The organism is Pseudoalteromonas sp. KG3, assembly GCF_030436385.1.
In the GTDB taxonomy this organism is placed as follows: Bacteria; Pseudomonadota; Gammaproteobacteria; order Enterobacterales; family Alteromonadaceae; genus Pseudoalteromonas; species Pseudoalteromonas prydzensis.
In genome coordinates this window covers 19743-40355 of record NZ_CP098525.1, presented here as the reverse complement: position 1 = coordinate 40355, position 20613 = coordinate 19743, and the positions used below count along the sequence as shown (strand labels likewise).

At 39.8% G+C, this 20613-nt stretch carries 21 protein-coding genes; 5 read left to right on the top strand and 16 right to left on the bottom strand.

Annotated features, from left to right (window positions below):
- Window positions 1-146: 146 nt before the first annotated feature.
- Window positions 147-572, top strand: coding sequence for a TonB-dependent receptor (locus NDQ71_RS23680; RefSeq protein ID WP_301563140.1), 426 nt, complete (start codon window positions 147-149; stop codon window positions 570-572).
- Window positions 573-627: 55 nt separating this feature from the next.
- Here the strand turns inward: NDQ71_RS23680 and tyrS are convergent, their stop codons facing one another.
- The 3 genes from tyrS to NDQ71_RS23665 form a co-directional block, all read right to left on the bottom strand.
- Window positions 628-1881, bottom strand: coding sequence for a tyrosine--tRNA ligase (gene tyrS, locus NDQ71_RS23675; protein WP_301563163.1), 1254 nt, complete (start codon window positions 1879-1881; stop codon window positions 628-630).
- Window positions 1882-1957: 76 nt separating this feature from the next.
- Window positions 1958-2761 (bottom strand): response regulator transcription factor, encoded by an 804-nt coding sequence (locus NDQ71_RS23670; protein ID WP_192541851.1) that lies wholly within the window; start codon window positions 2759-2761, stop codon window positions 1958-1960.
- A 141-nt stretch (window positions 2762-2902) separates the two neighbouring features.
- A complete protein-coding gene (locus NDQ71_RS23665) occupies window positions 2903-3853 on the bottom strand; it encodes a GlxA family transcriptional regulator (protein ID WP_192541852.1) in 951 nt (316 codons plus the stop codon).
- A 228-nt stretch (window positions 3854-4081) separates the two neighbouring features.
- Here NDQ71_RS23665 and NDQ71_RS23660 point away from each other — a divergent pair, with 228 nt between their 5' ends.
- Window positions 4082-4570, top strand: a complete 489-nt coding sequence (locus NDQ71_RS23660; RefSeq protein ID WP_192541853.1) for an isochorismatase family protein — start codon at window positions 4082-4084, stop codon at window positions 4568-4570.
- Window positions 4571-4829: 259 nt separating this feature from the next.
- Here NDQ71_RS23660 and NDQ71_RS23655 read toward each other — a convergent pair whose 3' ends face one another.
- Window positions 4830-5231 carry an ester cyclase gene (locus tag NDQ71_RS23655; protein WP_301563139.1) on the bottom strand — a complete coding sequence of 134 codons (402 nt, stop codon included), beginning with the start codon at window positions 5229-5231 and terminating at the stop codon, window positions 4830-4832.
- 17 nt (window positions 5232-5248) lie between these two features.
- On the bottom strand, window positions 5249-6025 hold the full coding sequence (locus NDQ71_RS23650) for an MBL fold metallo-hydrolase (protein WP_301563138.1): 777 nt from the start codon (window positions 6023-6025) through the stop codon (window positions 5249-5251).
- 287 nt (window positions 6026-6312) lie between these two features.
- Here NDQ71_RS23650 and NDQ71_RS23645 point away from each other — a divergent pair, with 287 nt between their 5' ends.
- From NDQ71_RS23645 to NDQ71_RS24475, 3 genes are all read left to right on the top strand, one after another.
- Window positions 6313-6561 carry an MbcA/ParS/Xre antitoxin family protein gene (locus NDQ71_RS23645; protein WP_192541881.1) on the top strand — a complete coding sequence of 83 codons (249 nt, stop codon included), beginning with the start codon at window positions 6313-6315 and terminating at the stop codon, window positions 6559-6561.
- The gene (locus NDQ71_RS24480) at window positions 6527-6682 is read left to right on the top strand and encodes an RES domain-containing protein (RefSeq protein WP_367318027.1); all 156 of its coding nucleotides are present in this window, start codon (window positions 6527-6529) and stop codon (window positions 6680-6682) included. The genes NDQ71_RS23645 and NDQ71_RS24480 overlap by 35 nt, the downstream gene beginning before the upstream one ends.
- A gap of 74 nt (window positions 6683-6756) precedes the next feature.
- Window positions 6757-6978, top strand: a complete 222-nt coding sequence (locus NDQ71_RS24475) for an RES family NAD+ phosphorylase (protein ID WP_225736621.1) — start codon at window positions 6757-6759, stop codon at window positions 6976-6978.
- Here NDQ71_RS24475 and NDQ71_RS23640 read toward each other — a convergent pair.
- From NDQ71_RS23640 to NDQ71_RS23590, 11 genes are all read right to left on the bottom strand, one after another.
- Window positions 6947-7903 (bottom strand): IS1595 family transposase, encoded by a 957-nt coding sequence (locus tag NDQ71_RS23640; protein WP_192541856.1) that lies wholly within the window; start codon window positions 7901-7903, stop codon window positions 6947-6949. The two genes, NDQ71_RS24475 and NDQ71_RS23640, sit on opposite strands and share 32 nt — an antisense overlap.
- 362 nt (window positions 7904-8265) lie before the next feature.
- The gene (gene fbaA, locus NDQ71_RS23635; protein ID WP_301563137.1) at window positions 8266-9342 is read right to left on the bottom strand and encodes a class II fructose-bisphosphate aldolase; all 1077 of its coding nucleotides are present in this window, start codon (window positions 9340-9342) and stop codon (window positions 8266-8268) included.
- 120 nt (window positions 9343-9462) lie between these two features.
- Entirely contained in the window at window positions 9463-11178 is a 1716-nt protein-coding gene (locus NDQ71_RS23630; protein ID WP_192541858.1) for a nucleoside transporter, read from the bottom strand.
- 138 nt (window positions 11179-11316) lie between these two features.
- Entirely contained in the window at window positions 11317-12609 is a 1293-nt protein-coding gene (rhaI, locus tag NDQ71_RS23625; RefSeq protein WP_192541859.1) for an L-rhamnose catabolism isomerase, read from the bottom strand.
- 26 nt (window positions 12610-12635) lie between these two features.
- Entirely contained in the window at window positions 12636-14828 is a 2193-nt protein-coding gene (locus NDQ71_RS23620; RefSeq protein WP_301563136.1) for a bifunctional rhamnulose-1-phosphate aldolase/short-chain dehydrogenase, read from the bottom strand.
- A gap of 1571 nt (window positions 14829-16399) precedes the next feature.
- On the bottom strand, window positions 16400-16942 hold the full coding sequence (locus tag NDQ71_RS23615; RefSeq protein ID WP_192541861.1) for a YniB family protein: 543 nt from the start codon (window positions 16940-16942) through the stop codon (window positions 16400-16402).
- Between the two features lie 111 nt (window positions 16943-17053).
- Window positions 17054-17290: a hypothetical protein gene (locus tag NDQ71_RS23610; RefSeq protein ID WP_192541882.1), complete on the bottom strand. Its 237-nt coding sequence runs from the start codon at window positions 17288-17290 to the stop codon at window positions 17054-17056.
- 24 nt (window positions 17291-17314) lie between these two features.
- Window positions 17315-18418: an SAVED domain-containing protein gene (locus NDQ71_RS23605; protein WP_192541862.1), complete on the bottom strand. Its 1104-nt coding sequence runs from the start codon at window positions 18416-18418 to the stop codon at window positions 17315-17317.
- A complete protein-coding gene (locus NDQ71_RS23600) occupies window positions 18415-18906 on the bottom strand; it encodes a hypothetical protein (protein ID WP_301563135.1) in 492 nt (163 codons plus the stop codon). The genes NDQ71_RS23605 and NDQ71_RS23600 overlap by 4 nt, the downstream gene beginning before the upstream one ends.
- Complete coding sequence (locus NDQ71_RS23595; RefSeq protein WP_192541864.1) at window positions 18896-20146, bottom strand: nucleotidyltransferase; 1251 nt, start codon at window positions 20144-20146, stop codon at window positions 18896-18898. Before NDQ71_RS23595 ends, NDQ71_RS23600 begins: the two co-directional genes overlap by 11 nt.
- A 12-nt stretch (window positions 20147-20158) precedes the next feature.
- Window positions 20159-20524, bottom strand: coding sequence for a metal-dependent hydrolase (locus tag NDQ71_RS23590; RefSeq protein WP_192541865.1), 366 nt, complete (start codon window positions 20522-20524; stop codon window positions 20159-20161).
- Window positions 20525-20613: the final 89 nt, after the last annotated feature.

The following is a 20613-nucleotide window of genomic DNA, read 5'->3' as shown; positions in this document are numbered from 1 at the left end:
CGGACCGCTCGAGTTTGAAATCGGCGTGTTCTATCAAGATGTAGAGGATTATATCTTCCGCAGCAATATCGGTACCGCCTATGAGACGGGGATACCGCATAACTATCAGGTGTACACCTCAGCAGACGTTGTTTTCACCGGCATCAATGTATCAAATTACGCCTGAAGCGCGTGTCACTGTATTTGGCGACTATATTGATACTGAACTAAAATCTGAAGTTTTCGACTGCTACGATCCAGACTATACCACTGACAACCTACCGCGTATTCCACCAGGGAGCCTCGGTGCACGATTCAACTGGGTGAGTGGGCAGCTAACTGCTGACATAGAGTATTTACAAACATTCGAACAGGATAAGGTCGCGGTCTACGAGACACCAACCGATGGTTATGGCATGCTCAATGCCACCATTTCTTATAGGATGGATATTCAGGGTTGGAGAGAGTTGGAAGTGTACTTACGTGGCTCTAATCTAACCGACGAACTTGCGTATGTTCACGCCTCTTTCGTGAAGGAACAGTCGCCACTACGCGGGCGCAATGTTGTATTGGAGATGAGATACCAGTTTTAATACTTGCAGAATAATTCAATTTAATATGCCCCGAGAGGGGCATTTATCATGAGTATCAGCTTAATTTTTTAATCAAACAAACGTGCTTTTTACCTTTTTGAATTAACCAGTACTGATCAAATAGCGGTAATTGCATAACAGTACGTTCGGCTTCGTTCACTTTTTCACCATTGACGCTTATCGCATTATTACTAATGAATTCTCTGGCTATTCGTTTAGAGTTGGCGAATTTAGCTTCGATTAATAACTCAACAAGATTGCTTTGATCCGAGTAAATGCAGGGTATGCCATCCAACTCGAGTTGCTTTAATTCAGTTAAACTTAGCATTTGTACACAGCCGCTAAATAATGCATCTGTGATACGTTCAGCACTTGCTAGTGCTTCTTTTCCGTGCACAAAAAGCGTTACTTGTTGCGCTAAGATCTTTTGTGCCTCAGGCTTTGTTTGGCTAAGGTCATCGCAGGCTTTTATGTTATCAATTTCATCGCAGCTCAAAAAAGTGTAGTAACGTAGAAAATTGTAAACATCAGCATCGTCAACGCTAAGCCAAAATTGGTAAAAAGTGAACGGGGAGGTTTTTGTTGGGTCGAGCCAAACAGTACCTGTTTCAGTTTTACCAAACTTTTTGCCATCTGATTTAGTGATCAATGGCAAAGTTAAGCCGTACACGCTTGCGTTATTTTGTCTTCTTGTAAGATCAATACCACTGATAATATTTCCCCACTGATCATTACCTCCTATTTGCAATCGGCAATTGTACTGCCTGTTAAGCTGCGCAAAATCAAATGACTGTAATAACCCGTAACTAAACTCGGTGAAAGATATTCCTTGTTCTGGGCGATTCAGTCGTTGTTTTACTGACTCGCGGTTGATCATCGAATTGATTGAAAAGTGTTTTCCCACATCGCGGAAAAAATCAATGATATTGATGTTGCTCATCCAGTCAGCATTATTCGCAATCAGCAAGGGTTTATCCTCGCTATGCATCAATTGCTGTATTTGTTGGGTAAGTTTTTTAACCCATAAACTCACGGTCTGCTCTGTGTTTAAGCTGCGCTCAGTGGCTTTAAAGCTGGGATCACCAATCAGGCCTGTGGCACCACCAATCAAGGCAATAGCCTGATGACCAGCATCTTGAAAGCGCTTAAGCATCAGTAGTGGAACCAAATGGCCGATATGCAAGCTATCAGCGGTAGGATCAAATCCGCAGTAAAGTACTTGCGGTTGTTGTAAAATTTGTTGTAATTGCTCTAAATTACTTGCTTGGGCAATGAGCCCTCTGGCCTGTAAATCATCTAATAACATGATGTTTATCCATCTAAAAAGTTTTAGCCAGACTAATAACCAAAGCGCTTGTTTGCTATATCCCAATAGGGATAGTTTTTTACTTTATCGGGGTAACGAGGTGGTTATAAAATAATTGGAAAAACTCGCTTAACGATGCAATATTAAACTGCTGGTAAATGCGTTTTCGGTGATTTTTAACAGTGCCTTCGCTGATCGCGAGCTTCAATGCTATTTCTTTACTATCATAACCTTGTGCAATTAATATGGTTATTTGTTGCTCTCTTTTAGTGAGTATATCTCGGCCAAAAGTAGCTAATGCATCTTGAACCGAGCTATGTAATTCAATGCTGCTTTTATGGCCTTTGACTGGTTCAGCCAAATGAAAGTCGGCCTTTTTCCAGTGCTGCCGACATAAAGATTCGATGATACAAAAAGAAGAGTTAAGCGCAGATATTCCTTTTTTACTGATAAAATTTGTCTCATTTATAAAACCTATGCTAATGCTTACCCAAAGCGTTGGCTCTATTTCGATAAATATGCATAGTTCATCTTTCCATCCTGTCTGCTGGTAAAATCGTTGACAGTATGAGTAATAGTCTAAGTCTTCGTGTATAACTTCTTTGAGTGTAAAAATACCTTGTTGCTTATGAGTATTTAAATACCGCATAAATGGGTCATGTTGATAATCATTGGTTAGATATCGCTGAAACAGTAATTCACGTTCTTCATCAATTGAATCATACAGGTAAACGGGGCGCCTACCTTCTTTGCAGCCAAGTATTATCGCATAATCAAAGTCTAAGCATGCTTGGACTAACTGTATGAGTTTTGAACTAAATCGAGGAGAGTTTAGCGCTGCAATCGCCTCAGAAGTGAGGGTAAAAAAATGAGCATCAGGCATGGCAGTCGTATCTAAAGTTCAGCATATACACAGTTTAATAAGTTATATTCAATTAACCAAGGAGTTAACATTTGCAGTTACTAGTATTTATTTTACCGCAAAGTTGATTCCACTACTTATCTCATTCTGGCTTGCAATCTATTACCGTTGGCCAAACGTTTTTCGCCAAGCGCTAGGAGTCACGTGAAAACGGTGATTAAAATGTTGTCGAAATGACGTGGGGGTTTGAAAGCCGATCATTTCAGCAACCCTTTCTACAGGAACACTGCTATTTTCAAGAAGTTCAAGGCTGTGTGCTAGACGCTCATTAATAAGCCATTTTCTAAATGACATACCGGTTGCTTTATTAAAATGTCGGGTGAAGGTTCGACGGCTCATACACAGCTTTTCGGCCAGTTCTGTAATTGAGTAGTCTTTGGCAATGTTTCCTCGTAAATCATCGAGTAGACGATTTATTTCTGCATTTTGCGTCGATTTAGGGATAGGCTGGGCAATAAATTGTGCTTGACCGCCTTCCCTATGAGGCGGAACAACTAAAATACGCGCCATTTGGTTTGCTATTTTAGTGCCGTATTGTGACCTTACAATATACAAGCAACAGTCTAAAGCGGCAGCCGTGCCTGCTGAGGTTACAACGCGTTCGCTTTCAACATACAGTGCATTGGTATTGAGTTTTACCTGTGTAAAGCGATGGTTAAAGTCTTCTTCTGCCATCCAATGAGTAGCAGCTTCTTTTTGATTTAGTAAGCCACTATAGGCGAGCACATACGCACCATAACATAGCCCTACGACTTTTGCCCCTCGTTCATAAGCCTTGATAAGCGCTTGCTCTAAATGAGGTGCTGGCTCACAGTCTAAGTCATGCCAGCCCGGAATTATCACAATATCAGCTGACTCTAGTAGCTCTATACCCCCATCTGCTTGCACTACCATACAGTTTTCTGCTTGTTGTGAACCGCCATCAGTTGAGAATAACTTTACATCGAAAAGTGGCTTTCCTTCGGGCATCAATGAGAAAACGGTTTGCGGGACCGCAATATGAAAAAGACTAAAGCTTGGATAGAGGAGTATAGCGACGCTAGGGATATGCATAGGCCTAATTTTACCTTATTAATGCGGATCAGCAATTGGCCCAATCATTTCTATATTTGTCATTTGGGTCAATGTTTGTAAGTGCAAATAATGATCATAATGACTCATCTAAACAATTTATTAAAGAGCTTCACTTTGCAGTTTAAGTATAAGTTAATACCAAACTTTACTGCCAACTCTTAACACAATTAAATTAAATTTATTCAACAACCTATATAAGGATTAAAAATGAAAAATGCATTAATTGTTATTGATATACAAAATGACTATTTTACTGATGGTGCCTTTCCACTAGAAGGAGCACAAGAAGCTTGTAACGCTGCGGTGCAAGCCATTCAAAAAGCACGCTCAGATGGCTGGTTAGTTGTAGGTGTGCAGCATATTGCCAGCGCAGATGCCCCATTTTTCCGCCCAGATAGCGAAGGCTCTAAAATCCATCCTGATATAGTAGCAGCATTAGGAGATTCTCCACTTGTTGTGAAAAAACATCCAGATAGCTTTTTTGAAACTAACTTAGAGCAGCTTTTAAAGGAAAGTGGTATTACAGATATCCACTTAACAGGCATGATGACCCAACATTGTATTACTCATACAGCATTGTCACCGCAAGCGCACACTATGGGTGTTCATATCATCAGCCAAGGTTGCGCAGCGCCAACTAAAGCTTTGAGTGACCTTGCATTATCAGGGTTAAGTACGCACTGTAAGGTTAATTAAAACTAGCTTTTAATATAAGCTCTTTGTTCTGTCATAAGCCGTTTTGCTTTAAGTAAAGCGGCTTTATTCTATTACTCACAAACTGTTACTTGCTAAATTTATCCCCCAATAAGAGAAATAAAACCGTATAACAAATGAAGTTTTTATACTTAGACTTGGACGTAAGAATCGTGAGAAAAACGCTTGGCTTTAGCTTCATCTAACTCAGTATTCTCAGTATTAAAACCACGCAATCATAAGACCACGTGGTGATGTACAATTAACGATCCAATTGTTTTTGAATATCAGCGTCGTTCAAATGAACACGCTTTTCTATCACTTTGCCATCCTTTATCGTTAACATCGCCATAAGAGAAAAACGAACAGAGTTATTTGTCGGTGCTACACCATGCATAGCCGCACTATTAACACCTTCAAAAATCAAATAGCATGCGACTTTATCATTCTGAACAAACATTTCATGAATTCGAAAGGTAAAACCAGGAAAACCATCCATGTTACCTTTCTCTTGCGCTAGAAACCCATCAATATCTAACGGGGTATCTAGTTGCGAGTAAAACCTGAAATCCTCGTGGCATATTTCTTTTAAGGCTGCATAGTTGTTATCTTCTATTAATTGATAAAAACGTGTTACTAAATCAGCATTGTTTAATATTTTCATAATAACTCCCGATAACTCTAAATACAGACGGTTTCGCCATCTTCAGGTACAAAAACTGATTCGCTTATACCAATTGATTTAACATAGTCTCGCATCTGTTGAGTGGTCACTAATGCGTGATTAACTGCCCCCATATGCGTAGTCACTATTTTTGCATTAGGCAAAACTTGATGTGTTTTAAGGACATCTTCTTTACCCATTATAATTGGGCCAAAACCTAATACATGTGCCCACCGGGTATTAAGGATAACCACACCAGGTTGCTCTTTGCGCATAGTATCTTCGACAGCTTGTGTCCATATAGTATCTCCCACCAAATAAAGGGGTTCTTCATCAGCATGAGAAAAAATAACGCCTGTTACTTCACCCAGTATTTCTGCCATTTGTTCATGCTCAAATGCGGCCTCAGGTCCATGTTGGCAAACAGTTCGGGTAAACGAAATACCATAAAAATCATTGTCTTCTGAGAATATTTGTAAATTAGTAAAACCTTGAGACCGTAATATTTGTTCATCATACTGGTGTTGAACAAAAATCAGCTTATCTTTTGGGATTGCATTTACAGCTGCCTCATCCCAGTGATCAGGGTGAGTGTGTGTTAACAATACCGCATCAACGTCAATCACTTGCTCTATTGGCATTGGTAATTCAACCAATGGATTACGCAAATGGGAATTAGCTGTTCCCTCGAATCCTGGGTAAGTATTTTTTGGTGCTAAACATGGATCAATAAGAAATTTCTTTCCGGCATATTCAATGATTTGTGTTGCATTGCGAATTTGAGTAATTTTCATAGTTGTGCCCCTAAGTGAATGGTGTTTATTCAATGGAGTTATTATATAAAGCTACTTAAAAAGCAAAAAGTGACCAAAAAGACACATACAAACACTTTTGGGCCAAACAATTTAAAACCAAATAATTAAACACAAGATATACTCGACACGTGAAGATGCGAAATCTGAGATATTTAATTTTATAGAAATGTTTTACAATCCAAAAAAGCGCCATTCACACAGGCGGTGCTTCACCTGCTAAGTTTGAAAAAGCGTATTATTCTGAGTTAAAAACTGTCTAGTGAAACCTGGGTAGTCCACCCTTAAGTAAGCAGATCAGTGAGAATGCGCTTGAACTCGCTAGGTTATCAAGCTTTAGGGCTGCATATTTCGGTAATATCGATAACTGGAATACATGGTTAGACACGCCCAATGTTCAATTTGATAATCAACCTCCGCGAACAATTATGACCAGTATCCGTGGGCGCGAATTAATACGCTGCAGTATGGGTTTACAGCGTAATGGTTGTGTATCGTACAGACCAGAAACAATATAGCAATCCCAGTAATTGTCTTTCAGGATTGAGCGGTATGGTTTCAGATGGCCGGTGGCATTATTCAGGTGCGCCTATTGTGTACACTGCTTTCACGCGTTCATTGGCCATACTTGAGCATTAGTTAGTGACTCTCAATAAATACTTAAAGAAAACGAAAGTGTCGTTCTTATCCAAATTCCAGATACTTTAAAGATAATGCGATTGGTTGAGGGGGAGTTACCTTCGGGCTGGAATACTTACCCTTATGCTGCTGATACTCAGTCAATAGGGAGTGACTTTTTAATGAGCGGAGACTCTGCTGTACTCCAAGTACCGTCAAGCCTATGCCCTGAAGAATATAACTTTATTATCAACCCTCAACATCCAGATGCAAGTAAAATAAAGGCTATGTTCCATTTAACTGTTGCTGGGCTTTAAATAAGCTGATTGTATTACAGTTTTTTGGATCGTCCATAAATCTAAACCAGCCTAGGTAATTTTCTAAGTATTTCGTGGCAACCCCATGAAATCGCTGCATCCACATTTTTAGCCTACTGTGGTACGCATTAACATTTTGAATATGAAATACTTTCTCTATCACCCTAACTCCATGTAAAATGTTAAGTCGCTTATGAGTTAACTCATTGTCTTCACTGAATTTAATATAAACTTTGAACCCATCAGTACAAAGTACACTGTCTTTTTCTAGTTTCCTCTTTAATTCTTCACTCAATTTTTTTGCTGTAACATGAGGCATTACTGCTTCATAAGTCTGTTTTCCCCGATCCCTTAATGTCACTACTGGAACCCAATCCTCACTTGAACGCCCTCGCTTGCCTGCTTTATCCCCGCGTTTTTTTGGTGGGCGTTTTAACTCTCGGCTTCCTTTTTCAGAGTAAGCAAAAAAAGTTTCATCCGCTTCTATAATTCCTTCTAATTTTGCGGCTTTTTGCTGAAAAGGTAACGTTAAAAAACGGTGTCGCCACCTAAATGATGTCTTTAAATTTATGCCACATTCATGGGCTGAACCACGTAATGGTTTACCTTGCAGCATACAATTAAAATAGTCCCCCCAGCGCTCTTTCAACCGTAGTCGTGCTAATGGAGTCTTTGTTGTTGCAACGAATGTTTTTAGACAATTTTTACAGCGATAGCGTTGAGTTTTATTAATTTTTCCATGGCGATTAATTGTGTTGCTGTAACAATGTGGGCATTCAGGATGCTCAATTAGTCGAGATTCAATTTGGCGAAGTATCGTTGCAATGGGGTCTTGTGCTTGAAGTGCAATTTCCAATTCCCTTGATTGCTTATCTGTTAACTGACCTAATTCGCTAATAATTGAATTAAATTTAGAGTTGTTCATAGATAGCGCCACCATAAATACTGTATGTAATTACAGTGTAGCAACACTTTAAGGGAACTGCGCCAAAATAAAATGCTGATTTTGTTTATCCAAATCGCCTAGCTAATAAGCTGTGTCGCTGGAATCTTACTTTTATACCAAGCTGCAACTTTAATTAGGGCAATAGAAAATCCAAAGAACATTAATTATTTATCTACACCATTTCGCAAAAACGGGTTAAAGGTGTAAGGATTTAGAGCAAGGTACCTCTAATGCTATGTTTATCGCAGGCGGGAGAGTATGTTGATGGCTCATAAATATATGCAGAAAACTTAGATATAAACGCTGTTTGTATCTAAGTTACTTTCGCAATTGACCTGAAATCAGTATCTATTGATACAATTAAGTTCTTCAAAAGTTAGGCGTAGTCTTTTTGCCATAGATAGTTCTATTTGGCGCAGCCATACTCGAGGGTCATAATATTTTTTATTTGGTGAATCAGGATCACTTGGGGATCCAATTTGTGATTGCAGGTAATCAATATTGTCTTGATAATACTTATGTACGCCCTGCCAGCAAGCCCACTGAGTATCGGTATCTATGTTCATTTTTATTACGCCGTAACTAATAGCTTCTTTAATTTCTGCTGCTGAAGAGCCTGATCCACCATGAAAAACAAAATTTAAACTATTATGTGCAAGCTTAAACTTATCTTGAACATATGCCTGTGAATTTTTAAGAATAAGTGGCGTTAGTTTTACATTTCCAGGTTTATATACCCCATGCACATTACCAAACGATGCGGCAATCGTGAATGCATCACTCACTTTAATCAGATGTTCATAAGCATAAGCAACATCTTCAGGCTGTGTATAAAGTAGCGAGCTATCTATGCCAGAATTATCAACGCCATCTTCTTCACCACCTGTGCAACCCAACTCTATTTCAATGCCCATATCTAACTTAATCATACGAGCTAAGTATTCTTTACACGTTGCAGTGTTCTCTTCTAAGCTCTCTTCTGATAAATCTAACATGTGCGAGCTAAATAAAGGCTTTCCTGTGGCGTTATAATATGACTCGCCTTCGTCTAATAAGCCATCAATCCACGGAAGAAGCTTTTTAGCAGCGTGATCCGTGTGCAAAATGACTGGTATTCCATAAAACTTAGCGACACCATGTACATAATGAGCGGCAGCGATTGCCCCAGCAATAGATGGTTCATGTCCTGATAATCCAACCCCTTTACCAACGAAAAAGGCCGATCCGCTATATGAAAGCTGAATAATAATAGGAGAGTTGCATTCTTTTGCTGATTCAAGTGCCGCATTAATTGAGTTAGTGCTAACAACATTGACCGCAGGATAAGCAAAGTTATTCTCTCTCGCATAATCGAATAACACCTTCATCTGGCTCGCGTTAACAACACCAGGTGGTACTAGGTCACGTAAATCAGTCATTAAAACTCCTATTAGTTAACTATGAAAATTAATTTTAAGTATTAAAAAAGCTACACAGATCATCATTAATTTAGTCTGAGTAGCTTTTTAGTAATTTTTGTAATAAAGGTGACTTACGTTTTACTTATACGTAGTCAACTCTTGATCTAAACCATCTGCTGACGGCTCAATTTGAGCCACTTTACTTTTTTGCAAATAGGCAAATGTGGCAGTCACAAAGTAGATCAGTGTAGGCACAATTAACCATCTTCTTACCAGTTCAATATCCTGATTAGCATAAGAAAATATACCTAAGCATACACATACGAATAGAGCCAAATATGACACCATAAAAGCAGCCCTAGTCATCATTGGTAAAGATTCTTTTTGCTGTGATCCTTTATTACTTTCGAACTTTTTCAGATAAGCTGCTTCAATCGACTTACGTTCAGCCTCTGCACTTTCTGCAACGGCTTGATCAGAATATGTTTTCTTTGCCCCCATTGCATAAGCTAATCCGCAATACAACAACGTCGCAAAAATCCAAATTGGAATTAAGATGAAGAATAGGTGCAAGGTATCTGACGTTTCAAGTAAGTAACTCACCGCTAGAGAGCTTAACCACGTGATAATGGCTGCGTAATTTGTAGTATTACCCTTGTATTTTGACCAATAACGAGTGAAACCAATACGTGGAAAAAGCCAGTGCTCAGCTACAATAACAGCACCTACAGGAGCCATCATCAGGCCCATGATCCCAACAAACCCTAACAATTGAGAAAATACAAACGGGAAACATGCAATAATTGTCGTAACAATACCAACGACAACAGTTACCTTAGTACGCCCCCATTTATGATTTAATGAACTAAATGCTAGACCTGCGCGGTATATAGTTGGATTAGAGGTTGTCCAACCGGCAATAATAACAGCAATAATCCCGCAAGTTCCTAGTGCTTGAAAAGCAACTGAACCTGGGTCTAACACCACAATAGTCGTATTAAGTAAAATAGCTGCGCCTGCGCCCATAATACCTGCACAAATCCACGCTAAATAGTGGCCAATAAACATACCTAGTGCCGAGAAATAACCATAACGAGAATAACGAGCAAAACGTAATAGAGTCATATCCCCCATCCCGCCATGCATTGCTAAGTTAGCAACCCAAGCAAAAGCGGCTACATGCCAAAAGCCTACTTCACTATCTGTATCAACCCAAATTGATTGACTAGCAATATTTAAAAAGTCTGCAAAGCTACTAATTGAATTAACACCATTGGTAGCTGAAACAATTGTTGGCAATAAAACTAAAGCACCAACAATAAACATTAAAATCATCCAAGGTGCACAGACCTCAGAAAATGCAGCTAATTTTTCAAACCCCTTCACGGCCATATAAACAACCACCGCGCCTACACCTGATGCTACAAGCACAAATCTTAAATCTGTTGGGTACCAATCTACTTGAGGAGGAATATCAAAAAGAATACGAACAGCTGATGCTGATACTGTTATCATTGCGCCAGCAAGCACGCAAAATAATATACCGTTTATTACACTGTAAAGTTTTATAGTGCCCGGACCTGCAATTTTTTCAAGGTAGGCATAAAGAGTTAGCCGAGTATCCGTGGCTATCGGCGCTGTGATCAAGCTCCAAGTTAAAACCGCTAATAAGTTACCCAGTAATAAACCGAATAAAATATCACTGGCCCCTACGCCCCATGATACAAATAAAGCACCTATTACAAACTCAGTACCCGCAACATGCTCACCAGCATAGCTACCTGCAAATGTATTTGCTGATTGTAACTTATTGGGAGAAACGGGTTGAGTTTCAAATTCTTCTGCACTACGCATAAGGCTTCCACTGCGCCAATTTTTGTTTTTCTTGTGACAAATTAATCGACGTTCATTATTTTTGTGTGTGTTTTTATGCAAATACACATGCAAAGGCGATTTAATACCTCTGCATGTGTATTTTCGATTAAGTATCTTTTAAACGATACCTGAACCATTACCGCCGCTTGATGGGCGTTTAGCAGCTACTGCTGAACGATAGTTAGCTTTACGATAAGTCGCAATTGGGTCAATTGCACCGCCCTTACGTAAGCGAGCCATCGCTAAGATAGGGCTAACATCAGTATTAAATGCATTTTTCAGTGTGTTACTTGCCATCAATGCATCATTGTTTTGTTGGTATTCTGATAACTTTTCACGATCAACCAATAAAGCTGATACGAAAGAGCGCTGAACACTTGCTGCAGAGTTCATTAAGCTTTCAATCGGATCAGTCACATTATGTGATTGGTCTAGCATGTAGTTAGGGTTAAAACCTTCTTGATTACGGTATTGCGCATCAACTAGTTCATTGAAAATTAAGAACTGCTGATAGGGATGTAAGCTACCGCTATCGAGATCATCATCACCATATTTACTATCATTGAAATGGAAACCGCCCAATTTTTTAAATTGAATTAGTCGAGACACAATCATTTCAATATTCACGTTTGGTGCATGGTGGCCTAAATCAACTAATGACTTAGCTTGAGGACCAAGCTCCATAGCAGCAAGGATATTACTACCCCAGTCTTGAATTATGGTTGAGTAAAATGCAGGCTCGAACATTTTGTGTTCAATATGGAGTTCCCAATCGCTTGGAAGACCCGCATAAATTGTTTTCATGCTTTCTAAGTAACGCTCAAAAGCACTTTGGAAGTGTTGTTGCCCTGGATGGTTAGAGCCATCACCAACCCAAACAGTTAATGTTTTAGAACCTAGCGCTTTACCCCACTCAATACAATCAAGGTTATGCGCAATTGCTAGCTCACGAGAAGCAGCGCTTGTATTGCTTAAGCTACCATATTTAAAGCTATGCTCTTGACCTGGTTGATCTTGGAATGTATTCGAGTTAATCGAATCCCAGCTTAGGTTTAAATCATCAGAAAATTGCTTTAACTCAGTAAAGTCATCTACTTTATCCCAAGGGAAATGAGGTGAAACACGCTCTGTACACTGAGATAAATCATTAATAACCGCACTATCTTCTAATTTTTCAAAGATATTTCGCGGCTCACCTTCACCAGGGAAACGAGCAAAACGTGTTCCGCCCGTTCCAGTGCCCCAAGATGGAACTGCAATTTGGAAAGCTTGAGCTTTCTCTGTAATTTCTTCGATATTGATATCATTACGCGCAAGTTTATTGCCTAATGCTTGATAGTCTTCATTTAAATCGCTCAATAACTTAGCATTTTCGTCTGTTATTAGCGCTTTATCAATACGTTGTGTCATATTCATTAATCCTATTTATTATTATCTTAGCGTAAGAAAGCTTCGTGAAGACCACCATCAACACTAATGATCTGACCAGTAGTTTTACTTAATTGACCTGAAACTAAAAGATAGGCGGCTTCAGCTTGATCTTCTGGAGTGATAGGTTGTTTAGTAAGTGTCCTCTGAGCATAAAAATTAGCTAGCTTATCGCGAAGTTCATCATCTGAGTCTTGCTCAGTAAATTCAACATTATATTTAGTTAAAGATGCTACTACACGGTCACGTGGAAACATGGTACTGCCTTTAACAACAGTTGCAGGCGCTAAACCATTCACATTAACAAGTGGAGATAGTTCAACTGCTAATTCACGAACCAAGTGATTAGCGGCCGCTTTTGATGTGTCATATGCTAGTGAACCTTTCTTTGACACTGCAGCATTAACACTCGTTGTTAGAACAAGTGCACCTTTAAAACCTTGCGCTTTCCAGATTTCGTTAGCTTCCGTCCCTACAATATAACCACCTTTAACATTAACCGCGAAGCTAGCATCAAATTGTTGGTCATTAGTCATACCAGCTTGGCCAGGTGCTAAAAACACCCCTGCTGTTACAATTACTTTATCAATACCGCCATATGCTAATGTCACTTCTTTAAACATTTTATTAACGCTTTCACGATCAGTAATATCAACACTTTGAGCTATAGCTGGCCCACAGCTTGAAATACCAGTGCCAGCAACACCAATACCTTGGCCATATATTGCGGTTAGTTCATCAGCAGTTTTCTGTGCAGCTTCTACACGTAAATCGGCGCAAACAACATGCGCGCCTTCTTTTGCTACGCGAAATGCTGTTTCTTTACCTATACCATCACCTGCGCCTATTACAACCACTACATCACGCGCTAGTGGTGCTTCTTTTGGCATACGTTGCAACTTAGCCTCTTCTAAAGCCCAATACTCGATATCAAATGCTTCTTGTTGAGGAAGTGCTGTGTACTCACTAATAGCTTCTGCACCACGCATAACTTCAATAGCACAATTGTAGAACTCAGTAGTAACACGCGATTCTGATTTATTTTTACCCCAACCAATAATACCAACACCTGGTATTAAGATAACCGTTGGGCTTGGGTCACGCATTGCTGGTGAATCGTCGCGCTTACAACTATTGTAGTATTGGGCATACTCAACACGATATTGCTCAATACCTGAATTTAACTTTTCAACTAGCGCATCAAAATCATCAGTTTTTGGATTGTAATCAACATATAATGGTTGAATTTTAGTTCTTAGGAAATGGTCAGGACATGACGTACCTAGTTTAGCCAAACGCGGCGCATCAACACTATTAACAAAACGTAAAGCAGTATCGTCAGATTGTACTGTTGCTATAAACTTAACTTTGTTAGATAAAACACCACGTGCAACAGGTAAGAATTTAGCAAGTAACTCAGAACGCGCTTCCTCAGATAAGCTTTCTACCTTTGCACCGCCAAAGGTCATTTCACCTTTATCATGTTCTTCAATATATCGAGCTGCAGTTTCGATTACCCATAATGATGTTTCGTAACAGCTTTTACTTTCTGACTCCCAGTTGGTATGACCATGTTGACCTAATAAGATACCAATACTATCAGGTTTTTCAGCGTAAGCTTCTTCACATACTTTAGCGGCTTCCCAACCAGGACGCATCCATGGCACATATGCCATCTTTCCACCCCAAACTTTCTCTGTTAAAGCTTCTTGATCTTTACATGATGCAATCGAGATAACTGCGTTTGGATGTAAGTGATCTACGTGCTTATCAGCAATCATTGAATGTAAAGGTGTATCAATTGATGATGCCCGTGGGTTTAAACAGAAATTACAATGCTTGTACATACCAATCATTGCATCTTCACCAGCTTGTTTATAACCTTTATCTTCACGTGCTTGGTAAGTAGCATCAAGTGCGTTCAATTTACCTTGGTATAAAGAAGAAAAATTTTCTTTTTTAGCCGTTCTTAAGTCACCACCTGAGCCTTTGACCCAAAGTACTTCAACTGCTTCACCAGTTAATGGATCAGTTTCAATCAATTTTGCAGAAGTGTTACCACCACCTGTATTAGTAATACGCTGGTCTGCTCCTAAAATATTCGAGCGATAGACCAAACTTTCAATTGGGGTTAACTCATCTGCAACAGAGTCATCCCAGCTATAATTTACGTGTTTATATTCGTCTAGTTTGCGTGGCATATTCTGTTTAACTCCAGCTGTTAATTATTTTTAAATCACTTTTAAATTCATTGCATCTAATACTACATCCACAACCAACATAGTCAAGCAATTTAAATCATTTTCAATCACCAAGTTATCACTTAATGTCATAATCAACCTATGTATTACTAATAAATAAGAGCTAGCTTGATAAAAACATAAGATTTAGCCATCAATCACAACCTGCCTGAGTGAAATTGACCTAACTGGATTGTACCTAAAAATCACTTAATAGATAAAAGTTATGCTTCAAAGGCAAACAGTTAAAGCTTAACGAGATAGATAAATATATTTCCTGAGCATATCTATATATCTAAATTAATCTCAGCTGAGCGTAAATTAAAGTAACAAACCTGCCCCCTCCCCTACTTTAATAAGTACGCCTCTGAAATTACTCTTTTCTAATTGCTTTGATGTTCAAAGAGAGTTTCGCATTTTTACATAGATAATGTACTAAACAGCCCGCTTCTCTTCAAAACTGACGGGGTAACTATCTGCTTCTAGTAATGTGGAAAAAAGGATTCTATTTTTGCAGAATAAAATATGAGGATGTGTTTATTCCACAATGTGGAATTTAACTAGCCTTAAACTTATTCCATACAGATTTTTTTGTATCGGCTAGATTTGCTAAGGCGATAGCTGACATATCATTTGAAAAATAGTAAGTGACCGTTTAGATAAATTTAAATCGAAACGTTTAAGGGGAGTCATACGTATTTTACGTTTAGCTCTTAGCGAGGCTGCGGTGTTAAAGTTAAACAGTTATCTAAAAGCATATGAGTTAGGTCTTTATATATTTGAGTCAAACAATCATCTTATTATTAAGTGAACTAGGCAATCTGCTGTTATGAATACGTATAGATTATTCTTGAACCGTTTGCATAAGGTTACCATCCCCAGCATCTATAGGGTTTATAGAAGCCGCAAGGTTTTCTGATAAAAGCTTTTTAATAGTAATCAGATTTCCACATTGTGGAAAAGTAGAATGTAAACTATTCGAAAGAATTTAAAGCGAATATGGATATTCCACAATGTGGAAACTCAAATCAGGAATAGTATCAACGCACAGCTAGTCGGTGCATTTGTGCCAAATAGACCTTCGGTAACTAGATTTCTGGACTACTGCTTAGAACTTACAGCGTAACACCGCAAAAAATTTGATAAATAATCTAATTACACGAAAGTGGAGTTTAGCTTTTAATCTTTAACTTCAGTTTTTCTGTTTTACTGAACAGTCAAAAAATAGGCAGCTAACTCCCCTTGATAAAAAGAAATAGCACATGGAGGAGATCGTTACACATAGTATAAATAGGCAACACCGCCTTAAGAAACTAGTTGTCCAAACTTGTTAATCTATTTTTATCAGTCTTTCAAAGCAACTTTGGCAACACTAGATTGATCATAACCCCACCATACCGGCTATAATCTATCAGCACTTATGAAATACTAAAAATTTACAATCTGCTTCAAGGCCATCCTTGTTGATTTCATTTTAATGACATAACACAACTTAAGACATCTAATTTTGTTTATATGTTTCCACTTATGGGTCATAGACCCGCTAGTTTTAAGAATACGCCGCCAACAACCGCCACAAAAATTGGCGCGAGATACAACTGATGAAATTGTGAAAATATAGTTGAGGGCGGTACTTCTATAGACTCTTCGATTTGCTGACGATTTCGACCTATATCTCCTCTTATTGACTCTGCGATAAGTTGATCTTCAATTTTTTGATTAATCTTTCTCAGCCGACGATTTAACTTCCCACCGGAAGTAAAAAACGCTAGACCTACAAAAACCAAAACATAAATACTTAAAAAGTAAACATTCTGCCTGCTCAACAGTTCATCCAATGAAGGTGTTGGAGAGTATTGCCAAAACAAGGTCAGTGCTTGCGTATTCTCATACACTACTGAGACTAGCTGTTTAAACGGCCTCGCAATAGTGGCCCCCATAGCGGTGCCATCTTCCAAACGGAAATACAACATTTTGAGCATTGAGATAACGGTAGATGTTATCGCTGGCAGCGCAATGACAAACCCAATAATTTTGTAAGACCATACTTTCGATTTAGCTTCGTGGAAATTCACGCGACTCTCCTTTCAATAATTAACAACGTTTCACACTTCCATGAGAGCGCAATGTTTGACGATTTTTTAGTAAACGATTAAAAATGGGACGGCTCACGCAGTCCTAATTCACTACCGTTTTTTATTTGACTGGGATAACAAAGACTTAGTCGTGTCATTGTACTTATCACTTTGTATGACAGCAGAGGCAACACCTTCCATTTCAGCTCCAATCTGATGCGAAGAGCCAGTCTGACTTAGAACGGAACCAGCTAATGTTTTCTGGATTTGTGAGGAACCACTGTCCGTCAAAACAGACGAAGCCAATGATGCCAACGTGGATGAGCTTTGTTTTTTATTAGTCATAATTGACTCCTGCTTTTCGCTTTAACATCAAGCAACATGCTTGAATTGGGTTTGAACAACTTCAACATTCTTTCCATCTTCATGCGGTATTTGAACGCACCACGGATATCTCACCGTTTGATGTCGCTCATACTGATACACTGAAACGCTTGGCAGATTGCGCTTGTCATAAGACTGGCCAAATCTGAAGGCAACACTATTTTGCGAGGCAAGCACAAGATGTATATGCTCTACGCCCAGACCTAGCAGCTTTTTACAATATTCTAAGAACTCACCACTTAACCTATTTTGCTTTTCTCTCGACCAGTGGTTGTTTCTGTCGAGTGTTGGCAACGATAAATAGTAGACTGGTAGGCCAGCGAAAACGGTGGCGATAGACGGTCTATCAACGGAATAGGACACTGACACCGCAAGTACAACTGATTTACCACTTGCGGATGGTTGTTCAACTGTAAATTCTTCACCATCATCAACTTCGTCTAAAACACGCCAGCCGCCGATATCTCGGTCCCAGTCATACAATCTGATTTTGCTTTCATCATCCAGCAGATAGCCTGTGTAAAACGCGAAGGGGACTGGAAAAACACCACCATATGCAATTGAGATATCAGAGGCTGCTGACTGCGCTATTTTTTCAGCAAGGCTTATTTTCATGTTATCAACCTTGGCTAACGCCAAATCAGGTCTACTGATCACGTTCTCGATAACCCGTTCACGTATATCTTGGACTATTGACTCGACCTTCCATGCACAACTATTTTTAATAAACTCACTTAACGGATAATCTGACGTATCGACCAACCCTCTTTGCTCAATAATGATGGTCTTCTTTTTGTCGTTTAGTTTCTTTTCATCCCGATAACGCTGGTACTCCCACGCCGCCCCTAAAAACGTCAGCAAAATCCCGGCAACAAAACCAATATTAAGAATTAGTTGTGACGTGTTAGATGATTGATAGCCAAACATCAGAGTTCTCGCAGCATCTGAGTAAGAGAACGATACTGCCCAACTCCCAAATAAAGTCACGGTCAAGAGAGCTGCTCCCGCCCTGAAAACAATCAGTGCAGGCGAACGCCTTCTAAACAACCAATCTGCGGCTTTTTTAATAAAATAACTGATAGCTTTTTTCATCTTTCGCTCCCACCATTCTCATAATGTTCAACACCACCACCGTCCCACTTACCGCTGGAAAGCCAAAACTCAAAGTAAAGCAGCCACATCGACGCCCAAGGCAAGATAGTGCTTGCCAAGAACATGGTGGACTGCCATTCGCTGACTTTATTTTTTTGTTTGACGACCGGTAAGTAGAGACAAAGATGTGTCCCTCTGATATCCGTTTGATTTTGGTAGATGTGAGGTATTTTCTGGTCTTTTGCCAAAATGGTTAGATCGGGTGACTTAACAACGCACACAGGAGGGTGATTGAGGGTATATCTAATGATTACTTGATATTCTCTTGAAACCGGAGTCGGTTGTAGCGTTCCTTCCCACTGTACCGTCTTATCATTGTCTAAAATCTCAACGGTTCCCGGACAATATTGCTTTAAAGTCAGATATTGGTCGCGTATCCCAATTACAGGATTTTCCAAACGCATCAAGAACGCTCTATCAGTCGCCATAGAAACGGTTTCCTTTTACTGGAACCACAGAGGTGACGACACGTGAAGCGGCGCTCGCCTTTCCAGCGACGGCTGTCGTTATAGCGCCTGTCCCAAGGACAACACTTAAGTTTCCTTCGCTCCTATTCGTATTGACGACTTCAATTATCCGGTCTTTTGCGGCAATGACAGGCCGTTCACCAAATGCCCATGACAGAGCAGTGAATACATTGTCCACCCCTTGATTGTTTGCATTCGCCAAGTGCTCGAAAGTATCAACGGCTGCACGATGCCAAGCATAAAAGGCGTTTCGGTATTTTTGCCCCTCTTGCCTTTCAACTCGGTTCCACTTCTCAGCGTAGTTTTCTGGTTTCATCGTCGGGTTTGTGATAAATATTTCATCAAAATTGGTCTCAATGTGGTGCGGCATTAGCTCGATTACGTCCAAGATCAAATCAAACTCGTTGTCGTACTCCTTTCCGGACTTTACAACCTCGACATAAGCCAGACTGGCGAGCATCGTGATGACCACAGAGATGGGCCGGAAATCAGCGTGAGTATGGCCGTCCTGTTGAGACCAAACATCGCGATGGCGTTTTAAAATTTGAGTAATTCGGTTGAGCGGTTTCTTTTTCGACTGGTCAGGCAATTCCGTTACCGATCTGTTGGTCAATGCTTCCATAAATACGTGTGCTTTGCGTATGACGGGTAGCATGGAACAGGCTTTATCAAACCCCTGAGCCATTCCTTCAGGATTTGACTCTTTAAAGCTAGTATGCTTATCAACAACCCATAAAGGATGCCCATGTAACCCCTGCAGGTCATACGCTTTGGCAGGCGTGATATCTAAGTGGTAGTCACCGGTATAGTTGATACGAAGTCCTCTGGGTAGATCTTCTACCAAGCTTTTATATACCTCGTTGTCTAATAGATGCTGCTTGACCACTCTAACGATCTGCTCTCGTGTTGCATAAGCTGCATTGGGTAAAAACAGGATGAGATCAACATCAAACTCTTCTTGGGCTAAAGGCTTATTCGTGGTCCGGAGCCGCATAGACCCCTGAGGATATATCTGCGCCCCTTCCAGCAATGGGTGGTCACAACTCGCCAAGTAATTACCGACAGCTTTGTAAGCCGTCTCAATGCGCTCTCGTTGGGTTTTAGTCAAGTCGAGATTGTCGAAGACCGTGTCCAACATCTCCACCAACATGGACTTATTCTGCTCGCTTAGAGCACGGGCATTGCTAAATAGTGCGCTCATGGACCACCTCCATTAAAATTTTCCAACTAAAGGCAGGGCCTTTGGCGTTGATGCATCACAAATTAAGTGCCTAAGGTAAGCCCCCCCGCAAATTAACATCATTCCCCTCATAAACTTTTCAAAAGGCTCTTCAAGCGACCAACGATACGCTTTCAATAGACCAGCATATAGCAGCGTTAACACAGTCATTCTGTGAAAAAACTGCCGATGATTGGGATGCAATGCAGGCTCTAAAATGTATGGTAATTTTCCCATAAACGCTCCTACAGCAGGAGCAACTACAACATTGTGACTAGCTGGATGCTTGTTGTTATCTAGTAATGCGGTAGTCAAGCTTACTCCAGCACCAATAAACATATGCGTCTTCGCGTTTGGCATATATATTTATCCTTATTAATTCAGTAATATCTAATTATTCAATTCGGCCTTATTACCTAAGGCCGAGTGTTGGTCAGAAACTGGACATT